Here is a 9,872-nt window from a genome sequence, read left to right on the forward strand (position 1 = left end):
TTTGCAGGAAGTCTAATAATGAAAATAAAGGACTAAAGTAATAACTCTAAATATATCTGATTTTTATAGGACATTTCATAAAAAAATCTACATACCTAGAGTCCTATTTAGTTATGTATCTTACATAAAGAGAAAGGAATTAATTATCATGAAATTATCTTTGTATAGTGAAGTTGACCATTACCATTCTTTAAGTTCTTATTCTTTAAATGATATTACACATACTGATACCCCAAAAAATATTATTGAAAAGTCTAAAAAAGATAAGTATAGATACCCAATAGTAATACTTAATAAAGAACATAAAGTAATTGGATTTTTTTGCCTACACCTAAACACTGGTCCTAAAAAGTATGGCTATTATCAAAAAGATTATGCGCTTATTAGAGGATTTTCTATTGATGATAATTTCAGAAATCAAGGATATGGTTCTAATGCTCTGAATAAAATATTTGAGTTCATAGACTCAACTTTAAAATTAGAAATTAACCATATTGTATTGGCTGTAAATGAAAAAAATATATTGGCTCAAAAAGCATATAGAAATTCAGGTTTTTTTGTTGTGAAGAAAGATTTAGAAGGAAAAAAGGGGAAATTAATTATTATGGAGAAAAGCAGAAACTAGTATCATTTCTAGTTTCTGCTTTTCACTAAGTCTGCTATAAATTTAGTATCCTAGCTTATTTGCATATTTTGAGAGGAATAATCTATATACTAAACTTTTATGTTTATAATTCATTCCTTTCGTTTCACTCAAGCCACAAGACAGAATGAAAAAGTGTTGTGCTCTTTGTTTTATAATAATAGTGAGAAAGCCTATCACTACTACAAATCACGGGGAGGTGAATAAGTGAGTGGTACAGCCACTACCTCGCATTTTTATAGGTGTCATTCTTTCCATCAAGCACAAGAACTGTGACTAGGAGCACGTAAACTTATAATTGAATAAGCGACTCGTTTGTGAAAGGAAAGAATAGTCAAGGGATAGGCAGACTCGAATTTGGTGAAGGGAGACCCCTCATGTTAAAAGCCAAATTTCAATTTAAAAAATTTTAAAATTTGTTTCGTATTTACTACTCCTTGCCTTTATATTGGATTGATTAAGAGAACCTTTCGCGATGTTCCTTAGTAACTTCTTCGTACTAGGAAAATTTAAAAATTCGGATAGGTAGCTACCCCGATTATTCATACAAAAAGCATCCGAAATTTCTTTGTCTGATAGAAGATCAATCTGTTTCTCGGCTGCTTGACATACCAAGTTTGCGAGGAAGATATTTTTAGGGGAATCGAAAGTTTCTGCTTTGTGGTTAAAATCATGTTTCATATCTTTAGTTTAGCACAAAGTATAGTAAACTGAAATAAGATATAAACAAATGAATTGGAGCTTAATATCCATTTCCAGCAATTTTCTAGAAACTATAGTGGACTATTCTGGATTCAACGCATTATAGTTGAATTGACTAGGAATTCTCTTTCTCTTCTGATTTTTTCTTCTCCGCTTTTTCGCTTGAATCGGTCGCTACCTCTTCCTTTTTATCTCTTTTCTCTTCTTTGATTTTGACTGAAGGAAACAGAAACTCATATTGACTCTTCGGCGTACGAACCCTTGTCACCAAGCTTGTTTTCTTATTTTGATAGCTCACCTGACCCAGATTAAAGGTCTGTTCCCCACTTTCTTGCTCAACCTTATCTTTGGCTCGATTGGCCATGGCAAAAGCAATCAGTTTTTCTTTATTTAAAGCATAGTCTTGATAGTGGGCGACTTGTCGGTTCAAGTAAAATTGCAACAAAAGACTAAAGATGGCTGCCATGGTGACTGCATAGAGGAGAACACCTGCCTTAACTTTTTTCTTTTTCCACACGATAGATGAACTCCCTTTCTAAGCCTTTTTGAAATTGGAAACGAAAGTGTACCAGTTGGCCCTCCTCTGTAATCTGCGCAGACTTAAGCCCATAGACCATAGGTTGATAACCTCGACCACGAGCATTCGTTTTACGGAAATCATCTGCCCTAGACTTACCCATAGCGATCTCCTTGCCATCCTGCTTCATATAGATACGATTGCCTTCCACCTTTTCAAACTGAGAACGCTCTAACTCTGCCTCCAGCTGGTTCACAAACAAGAGCCACTCTTTTTGCTCGCTTTGTTGCTGGTAGCGAACTTCTGAAATGAGGAGCTGACTCATAGCTTGAAAAAGGAGTAATCCTCCACTGATGACAATCAGGGCAATCAGGGATTCCAACAAGGTAAAAGCCTTGACCTTATGGCTCTTTGATTGCCAACAACTGTTCTGAACCATGGTAGACCTCCAATCCCTTTTCGCTAGAAAACACCTGAATCTCAACTCCGTTTATGTTTACCTGATTTTGACCTGTCTGCAAGGTCATCTTAGCTACCCTCAAGACTTCTTCCTTTTGCAAGATTTTTGCTTCCTCTTGCCTATTTTTTTGAATTTGTCCCAAAAGGAGGGTCGCAATGCTGGCAAAGATAGCTAGAGCGACTACTGCTTCCAGTAAAATCACTGCCCTAATTTTTTGTTTCCTTAATGCGTTTAATTTTTCCATTTCCTAGATATAATTGATAGCGAATCGCTCCTTTACTGGTCTGAAATTCAACCTTAGCTAAGGACGAATTGCCCCCAGCTCGGTCAAATGTAATACTTTGGCCTGATGGTGCCTGAATTCCTTTAGGAACTGTCAGCTTTTGACTGCCATTGCTAATGGTCTGCCCATCTAAGTTCAGACTAGTCTTTTGTTGACTAGCTACACTGCGTTTTTGGGTTTCCCTATAGAGTTCTTCAAACTCCATAAAGAAAATCTGTTCCTCTACCGCCGCAAAAGTGGACTGGACAGAGCCTGACAAGCCCAAGGCAAGGATACTCACAAGTCCCAAAACCAAGAGACTTTCAAGCATGGTAAAGGCCTTAATCCGCGACCGTTTGAGTCTTATTTTGTTTAGCATGGTATTCTTTATAGGCTTTAGCCTGTTCCTCGGTGATTCGCCCATCTGCTTGTAACTTGCTTAGGCTAGCCTCTTCATTTTTTCCCAAACTATAAAGTTCTGCCTGACTTTCCACCACCTTAACAACAGCAGCTTTTCCTTTGTCGTTGACTGCTTCTTTTTGCTTGGTCAGATTAGGTACAAAGAGCAAGAGAAGCACGCTGATGATTAAAAGGACCACCAACATTTCCACAAGTGTGAAAGCCTTCACTTTCACTTTTTTCAAGAATGTCATCATTTTTTTCATTTTAAAAATTTACCTCCATATTTTGATACATGGGCATGAGCATTGCCGCATAAAGTAAAACGATAATCAGTGCCACAAAGATAAAAACCAGTGGCTGCACCAAATTCATGGTGCGGTTGACTCGGGTAAAAAAGGCTTCCCAAGTTTTTTCAGCATAGATTTCCAACTCACTACCCAGCTTGGACTTGACTTCCCCATACTCGATGATGAGACTCAACTCCTTTTTAAAGAAAGGATAGGTTCCTATAGTCTGAGAAAATTCCTGACCATTTTGTAGGGCTTGCGCCAAATCTCGACCGATTTCTTTAAAGAGTTGGGAACCTTGTTCCTGCATCATCTGAAAAATCTGCGTCAACTCCATCCCTTGAGAAATCATATTCCCCCACTCACGCGCGTAATAGGCTGTCAAATAGGTCTGCACAAAGATTCCAAAAAAGGGAAGGCGTGCTAAGATAGAAAAGACGCGCATCTTAGAACTTCTTTTATAGAAAGTGAGCGCTAAAAGGACACCTACTGAAACAAAAACTATCATGCCTAGAAAGATTTGTGGCAGATTGCCGATAATTTGGGCGGCAATATTGCTACTATCCAGTTGTGGGAGCAGGTAATTCCGTAGCCCCAGCATAATTAAGAGAAGAAAACCCAGCAAAATCAAGGGATAGGTCGCTACTTCAATCAATTTTTTCTTGACCTTAGCCAGATTGTCCAGATATTCTTCTATCTTTCCCAAACTCAGGTGGAGATTGCCATGAACTTCAGCTAGGGATAACTGGGTGACAATGGCACTTGAACATCCCAAACTTTCCATCATTTCTGAGAATGATTTCCCCTGAGACAAGCCCACACGCATCTGGGTCACACACTGCCTGTCCAACAAAGCACTCCTATCTAAAAAGGAGATGGTCTCCACCAGATGAAAACCGCTAGAAAAGAGATTGTTAAATAGGGTGATGATATTTTTTTGCTTAGCTGTAGCTAATTTTTTCCGTCTCAGCCTGAAGACTTGTGATATGTCCATCTTTAAGAAGCTGGTCAATTTGCTCATTCCACTTGGCTGCTTGGTGTTCTTGATAATCTCTGCTTGCAAAGTCAACGATTCCTCCTCCCCCGATTAATCTCTGGTAGCAGACTCCTTGCAGAACAACTGCCAATTCTTCTTCACTCACACCCAACTCCAGCAGACGCTCATAAACACCTCGGATACTCTTGGCGTGAATGGTTGAAAAAACTGTTGCACCTGTCAAACTAGCTCTGACCACTGCACGCGCCGTCTCGCTGTCCCGAATTTCTCCGATAATCAAGAGATCTGGTCGATGACGCAAGGAAAGTTTGATTAGATTTTCATAGGTTAGGCCGATTGCTTCGTTCAACTGCAACTGAAGCATGTCGTCCTGCTTGATTTCGACAGGATCTTCGATGGACATAACTTGTTGCCCCTTAAAGAGTGACTTGGACAATTCATGCATCAGGGTCGTCTTACCACTCCCAACCGGGCCAGCAAAAAGATAGAGTCCCCGTTGCCTGTACTGCTTGCCTAATTCTTCAATATCCTGAAACCAAAAATGCAAGTCCTGCTCTTCATCGTGCAACAAGCGAATGACTAAACTCTCATGCCCTCGATAATCGCCTACGGTAGATAAACGTAGGGACGCCATCTTCTGGTCATATTCATAGTCACAGGAACCGAGTTGACTACGTCGCTTTTCTCCCACATTCATACCCGCCACAAACTTAAAGTGACTGATGACGGCCGCAAATTTTTCGAAGTTATAACAGCCAATTTTACAGCGCTCGTCTCCTACCCTCATATGAAGCTCATAGGCATCTAACTTAGGGACAAAATAAATATCTTGCGCTCCTTTTTTCCGGGCCGAACGAATGATTTCTTGTGCAATTTCTTGAACCATACCTACCTCCTCACCTATACTATTCGCAAAGATTTGGGAAAAATAAAAAAGCAACTCCAAAAAGTTACTTTTTCTCTATTTTACTTTCATACGGCAAGAACGGTGCCTTTCCTTACCTGTTTGTTTTTCATAGCCTGGACGTAGTTTTTCATCTGGAATAACCTGCTCATCCTGTAAAAGAGCCAAAGAATGGTATTGTTGTAAATACTCGTCACATTCATCACACCAGCGTTGGTCTTCTGGGTCCCAAAAAATGGTCATCAAATCACTTCTACTTTTATAAAGAGGGGATTCTTGTTCCAATCTAAACCAGCAAGTTTTGTAGTATTTGAGAGCATCATAATACTGGTCAAATTTCTTACTAGCTACAATATCTTCTTCCCAACCTTCTAAGAACCACCAGGGTTCAAAATCTCCGTACATTTCTATAACACGATACATATTCATTCATTCCTTTGTACCGTATATTATAACCAATTCCGCTAAACAAGGAAAGAAATATGCTCATTTCTTAATTTCTTGATAAAAAATCCAGCCATCTGATGGATGACTGAATTTCTATTTGCTTGTGTTCCAAAATCTTTTTACTACCTATGCTTCAGAAATATCGTTTTCGATGATGACCTTAATGGCATGGTGGTCTGCTGCCTTACCGAAGACTTCGTAGGCTTTTTCAATTTCACTGAGTTTGAAATAGTGAGTTACCAATTTTTCTGGTTCAATCTTATGACTTTCAAGTGCTTTCAACAATTGTGGAGTTGTATTTGTAGATACCAAACCAGTTGTTACATTGATGTTGCGAATCCAAAGTTTGTCCAAATCGAATTCAACTGGTTTACCATGTACACCACAGTTGGCAACTGTTCCGTCTACACCGATAATCTTTTGACAGAAATCAAATGTTACAGGAATACCAACAGCTTCGATAGCGACATCCACACCACGACCATCTGTCAAATCATAAATTTCTTTAATCGCTTTTTCAGGGTCTGAAGAATTAACCTTGTGAGTCGCACCAAATGATAAAGCAGTTTCCAAGCGGTTATCGTCTAAGTCCACCATAATCAATTTGGCTGGTGAGTAGAACTGAGCTGTCAAGAGAGCAGCCAATCCAACTGGTCCTGAACCAATAATAGCTACGCTACAACCAGGTTCCACTTCCCCTTTTAAGACACCAATTTCATATCCAGTAGGCAGAATGTCTGATAGCATAACCAAGGATTCATCTGACAAGTCTTCTGGAGTATGGTAAAGAGTGTTATCTGCATGAGGGACACGTAGATATTCAGCCTGCATACCATCAATCAAGTGACCGAAAATCCAGCCCCTTCGTCTTCACAGTGGGCATAAATTCCTTTTTTACAGTAGTAGCATTTACCACAGGCGCAGACACAAGAAATCAAGTCCTTGTCGCCTTTTTTGAAGTTAGAAACTCCTTCCCCAACTTCTTCAACAATCCCAATCCCTTCGTAGCCAAGAATGGTACCACTTTGACAAGCAGGAACATCCCCTTTGATAATATGGAGGTCTGTTCCACAAATAGTATTTTACGATACGCACAATAGCGTCTGTTGGCTTGCGAATAACTGGTTTATCTACATCAACAAAAGAAGCAAGTCCTGGTTTAACATAAGTATAGGTTTTCATAAAGCACTCCTCCGTTTTTTAAATGTACTATTTATAATATAATTGCAAGCCTTTTCAATTGGCTCTTTAGGTATTTTTGTGATATTTTTAACTTTTTTATTTACCGGTAAAGCAATGTAGATAAAAAAGCAGAAGCTAGCCTCTAACTTCTGCCTTCTCTCTTATGACTCATCTCCAATTTTTCTGATACCTGCAACAAAAATCGAAGATAATAATAATTGGGTAACACTCAACTGATCAAATCCAAAAATGTAATGTTCTAGCAAATGAAATAAGAAAACAAACAAAAACAAAGATAATAAAATCTTACACATAGATTTAAGCCCAGAAATTAATCCGTCCATTATTTGGATATACATCCCTAGCATCAACCCATTGAGCTACCGCATAACCTACATTGTAGAAAATGTTAATATAATCAAATATACGTTCAAGAAGTTCAGCTAACCGATTGCTATAAATGCCTAAACGAATAGCAGCTTTTTTAGCTACCCTACTTAAAGTAGCTTTAGCAACTGCCAATCCTTTTTTCTTTACCAAATTACCAATGCCTGCCACACCACCGGAAATAGCAGTAGCAATTAGATTTTCTACTTTTTTAAACTTTTTTCATTTTTTCAAGTACAGTTTTTCAAATTATAGTAAAAAGAGCCAGAATTATACTGACTCTTCTATTGATTATTAAACTTAGAAGCACGTTCTTCTCCCCACCAATAGGGCATTAGTTCTGCGACTTTCACTGTCTTTCTTGTATCGTAGTCCATCATGAATTCTGCATCTTTATTTTCAGCGTTCAACTCTAATAGGAATTCTCTGCAAGCTCCACAGGGCATTCCTGAACTTCCACCATAAGGTGGTTTGTCGCGAAAGGCTAATACTTTTTTAACCTTAGTTTGTCCTGAAAATTGGTACATATTGAAGAGAGCTGCCCGCTCTGCGCAGAGATGGAAAACACCACAGGTTCCCTCCATACAGAATCCTGTAAATATTTGTCCATCTTCTGCTTCTACTGCGGCAACGACATGATTAGCATAAACAAAATCAGATACTTCATGTGGATTATACAATTTCTGTGCTTCTTCGTACATCTTTTCCCAGATGTCCATTGTTGCATCCTTCTTATTTAGAGATCTCTTTTAGCATGTTTTCGATATGCTGAATTGATTTTTTACGTCCAAGCAAGAAAATTGTATCTGGTAATTCTGGTCCATGCATTTCACCTGAAACTGCGATACGAATAGGCATGAAAAGATTTTTCCCTTTAATACCTGTTTCTTTTTGGACTGCTTTAATTTGTGGGAAGATATTCTCTGTCACGAATTCATCGTCTGTCATCGATTCAAGTTTTGCTTTGAAGGCTTCAAGAACTGTTGGGACTGTTTCCCCCGCCATGACTTCGCGCTCTGCTTCGGTCAATTCTGGGAAATCTGAGAAGAAGAGATCTGTCAATGGGATAATCTCATCTACTGATTTCATTTGTGGTTTATAGAGCTCAACTAATTTTTCAGCCTTGTCAGTCAATCGACCCGCTTCTTCTAAGAATGGTTTTGCCATTTCAAAGATGGTTTCTAGGTCCGCATTCTTGATATAATCATTGCTCATCCAGTCTAGTTTTTTCTGGTCAAAGGCAGCTGGAGACTTGCTGAGGCGGTTTTCATCGAAAAGTTTAATAAGCTCTTCACGAGAGAAAATCTCATCTTCGCCACCTGGGTTCCAACCAAGAAGAGCAATAAAGTTAAAGACTGCTTCTGGTAAATAACCTTTTTTACGGTAGTCTTCGATAAACTGAAGGGTGTTGGTGTCACGTTTAGACAATTTTTTACCAGTTTCAGAGTTGATAATTAAGGTCATGTGACCGAACTCTGGAGCTTCCCAACCAAGTGCTTCATAAACCATAAGCTGTTTTGGTGTATTAGCAATGTGGTCATCTCCACGGATTACATGAGAGATTTGCATATCGTGGTCATCGATAACAACGGCAAAATTGTAAGTTGGGTAACCGTCTTTCTTTTGGATAACCCAGTCACCACCGATATTGCCACCTTCAAATTCGATATCTCCTTTGACCATATCATGCCACTTGTAGATACCTGATTCATTGACAGCCAAACGAACCGTTGGGATGATACCAGCAGCTTCGCGTTCTGCGATGTAAGCAGCTTTTTCCTCTTCACTCATACCAAGGTATTCATTGATGTAACGAGGGGTTGCACCAGCTACTTCTTGGCGTTCGCGTTCAGCTGCCAACTCTTCTTCTGTAACGTAAGATTTGTAGGCCTTTCCTTCAGCTAGCAATTGGTCGATGTATTTTTGATACAAGTCCAAACGTTCAGACTGGCGGTAATTTTCATGTGTTTCTGGGCTTTCATCCCAATCCATGCCCAACCAACGAAGGTTTTCAAGCTGTGAACGTTCTCCATCCTCGACATGACGTTTACGGTCAGTATCTTCGATACGGATAATAAAAGTTCCACCGTGATGACGGGCGTATAGGTAGTTGAACAATGCTGTACGGGCATTTCCGATGTGTAGTAGTCCTGTTGGACTTGGTGCGTAACGTACGCGGATATCTTTTGACATAGTTTCTCCTATAAAGTATCTAGGCGTCTGCCTTTTTGCTCTCTATATTATATCACAAGTCTTGGCTGAGTCCAATTTCTATGGATAAAGAGAGTAAAAAGAGTGGGCAAACCACTCTTTTCTTCTCTTCTATTATAGACGTGCGTTAAGTTCTTTGCTCAATTCTTCAAATCCTGGTTTTCCAAGAAGGGCAAACATGTTACGTTTGTAAGCTTCAACACCTGGTTGGTCAAATGGGTTGATAGCATTCAAGTAACCTGAAAGGGCAATAGCCAATTCGAAGAAGTAGATAGTGTATCCAAGAGTGAAAGCATCTTGCTCAGGAAGAGTCACGTACATGTTTGGTACATCACCATCTGTGTGGGCAAGAAGAACACCGTCAGTCGCTTTTTTGTTTACAAAGTCAACGTCTTTTCCTTGAAGGTAACCAAGTCCATCAAGATCTTCTTCCAAGCTAGGGATAATCACGTTCCCGACTTTATCACTTAA

12 protein-coding genes and 3 pseudogenes are annotated in these 9,872 nt (G+C 39.3%); 1 reads left to right on the forward strand and 14 read right to left on the reverse strand.

Annotation, left to right across the window (positions count from 1 at the left end):
- Positions 1-148 precede the first annotated feature (148 nt).
- Entirely contained in the window at positions 149-625 is a 477-nt protein-coding gene (locus HT691_RS05680) for a GNAT family N-acetyltransferase (RefSeq protein WP_023935296.1), read from the forward strand.
- 573 nt (positions 626-1,198) lie between these two features.
- Here the strand turns inward: HT691_RS05680 and HT691_RS05685 are convergent.
- From HT691_RS05685 to pgi, 14 genes and pseudogenes are all read right to left on the reverse strand, one after another.
- Positions 1,199-1,324: pseudogene (locus HT691_RS05685) on the reverse strand (SAM-dependent methyltransferase); the annotation flags it as partial.
- A 136-nt stretch (positions 1,325-1,460) separates the two neighbouring features.
- On the reverse strand, positions 1,461-1,862 hold the full coding sequence (comGG, locus tag HT691_RS05690; RefSeq protein ID WP_172925283.1) for a competence type IV pilus minor pilin ComGG: 402 nt from the start codon (positions 1,860-1,862) through the stop codon (positions 1,461-1,463).
- Positions 1,840-2,301: a competence type IV pilus minor pilin ComGF gene (comGF, locus tag HT691_RS05695; RefSeq protein ID WP_172925284.1), complete on the reverse strand. Its 462-nt coding sequence runs from the start codon at positions 2,299-2,301 to the stop codon at positions 1,840-1,842. The genes comGG and comGF overlap by 23 nt, the downstream gene beginning before the upstream one ends.
- Complete coding sequence (gene comGE / locus HT691_RS05700; protein ID WP_188110781.1) at positions 2,264-2,566, reverse strand: competence type IV pilus minor pilin ComGE; 303 nt, start codon at positions 2,564-2,566, stop codon at positions 2,264-2,266. Before comGE ends, comGF begins: the two co-directional genes overlap by 38 nt.
- Positions 2,529-2,963 carry a competence type IV pilus minor pilin ComGD gene (comGD, locus tag HT691_RS05705; RefSeq protein ID WP_172925285.1) on the reverse strand — a complete coding sequence of 145 codons (435 nt, stop codon included), beginning with the start codon at positions 2,961-2,963 and terminating at the stop codon, positions 2,529-2,531. Before comGD ends, comGE begins: the two co-directional genes overlap by 38 nt.
- Entirely contained in the window at positions 2,926-3,249 is a 324-nt protein-coding gene (gene comGC / locus HT691_RS05710; RefSeq protein ID WP_119947511.1) for a competence type IV pilus major pilin ComGC, read from the reverse strand. Before comGC ends, comGD begins: the two co-directional genes overlap by 38 nt.
- A gap of 1 nt (position 3,250) precedes the next feature.
- The gene (gene comGB, locus HT691_RS05715; protein WP_100104831.1) at positions 3,251-4,267 is read right to left on the reverse strand and encodes a competence type IV pilus assembly protein ComGB; all 1,017 of its coding nucleotides are present in this window, start codon (positions 4,265-4,267) and stop codon (positions 3,251-3,253) included.
- Complete coding sequence (comGA, locus tag HT691_RS05720) at positions 4,215-5,156, reverse strand: competence type IV pilus ATPase ComGA (protein WP_000249547.1); 942 nt, start codon at positions 5,154-5,156, stop codon at positions 4,215-4,217. The genes comGB and comGA overlap by 53 nt, the downstream gene beginning before the upstream one ends.
- Positions 5,157-5,231: 75 nt before the next feature.
- A complete protein-coding gene (locus HT691_RS05725) occupies positions 5,232-5,597 on the reverse strand; it encodes a DUF1033 family protein (protein WP_000286407.1) in 366 nt (121 codons plus the stop codon).
- Between the two features lie 150 nt (positions 5,598-5,747).
- A pseudogene (locus HT691_RS05730) lies at positions 5,748-6,803 on the reverse strand (zinc-dependent alcohol dehydrogenase family protein).
- Positions 6,804-7,121: 318 nt separating this feature from the next.
- On the reverse strand, positions 7,122-7,361 hold the full coding sequence (locus HT691_RS05735) for a hypothetical protein (protein ID WP_000907298.1): 240 nt from the start codon (positions 7,359-7,361) through the stop codon (positions 7,122-7,124).
- 113 nt (positions 7,362-7,474) lie between these two features.
- Entirely contained in the window at positions 7,475-7,909 is a 435-nt protein-coding gene (locus HT691_RS05740) for a cytidine deaminase (RefSeq protein ID WP_000355912.1), read from the reverse strand.
- 13 nt (positions 7,910-7,922) lie between these two features.
- On the reverse strand, positions 7,923-9,383 hold the full coding sequence (gltX, locus tag HT691_RS05745; RefSeq protein WP_000031058.1) for a glutamate--tRNA ligase: 1,461 nt from the start codon (positions 9,381-9,383) through the stop codon (positions 7,923-7,925).
- A gap of 132 nt (positions 9,384-9,515) precedes the next feature.
- Positions 9,516-9,872 (reverse strand): annotated as a pseudogene (gene pgi, locus HT691_RS05750) (glucose-6-phosphate isomerase); the annotation flags it as partial.

The sequence above is a fragment of the Streptococcus sp. 477 genome, assembly GCF_013277295.1.
In the GTDB taxonomy this organism is placed as follows: Bacteria; Bacillota; Bacilli; order Lactobacillales; family Streptococcaceae; genus Streptococcus; species Streptococcus pseudopneumoniae.